Source organism: Microbacterium sp. KNMS, assembly GCF_053851835.1.
The window spans coordinates 1-234 of the sequence record NZ_JBSQBP010000212.1; the positions used below are offsets into that span (position 1 = coordinate 1).

At 73.1% G+C, this 234-nt stretch carries 1 protein-coding gene; it reads left to right on the top strand.

From position 1 onward, the window contains the following. Nucleotides 1-234: hypothetical protein (locus tag ACWXWW_RS18375; protein ID WP_455971489.1), on the top strand; the 234-nt coding region annotated here is incomplete at both ends.

Below are 234 nucleotides of genomic sequence, written 5' to 3' on the forward strand. Positions count from 1 at the left end.
GTGCGCAGACCAACGAGGACGAGTCCGAGACCAAGCGGGTGATCCGCCGTCCCGGCATGCCGCTCAAGATCATCGCGCCGCCCAAGACGCCGAAGTCGCCGGGCGGGGACCGCAACCGCGGCCGCCTGACCATCGCGACGGCGACGTCCGGTGAGGACGAGCGCACCCGCTCGGTCGCCTCGTTCCGCCGCCGCCAGCAGCGCATGAGCGGCCGCGGCCAGGTCGAGCAGAAGG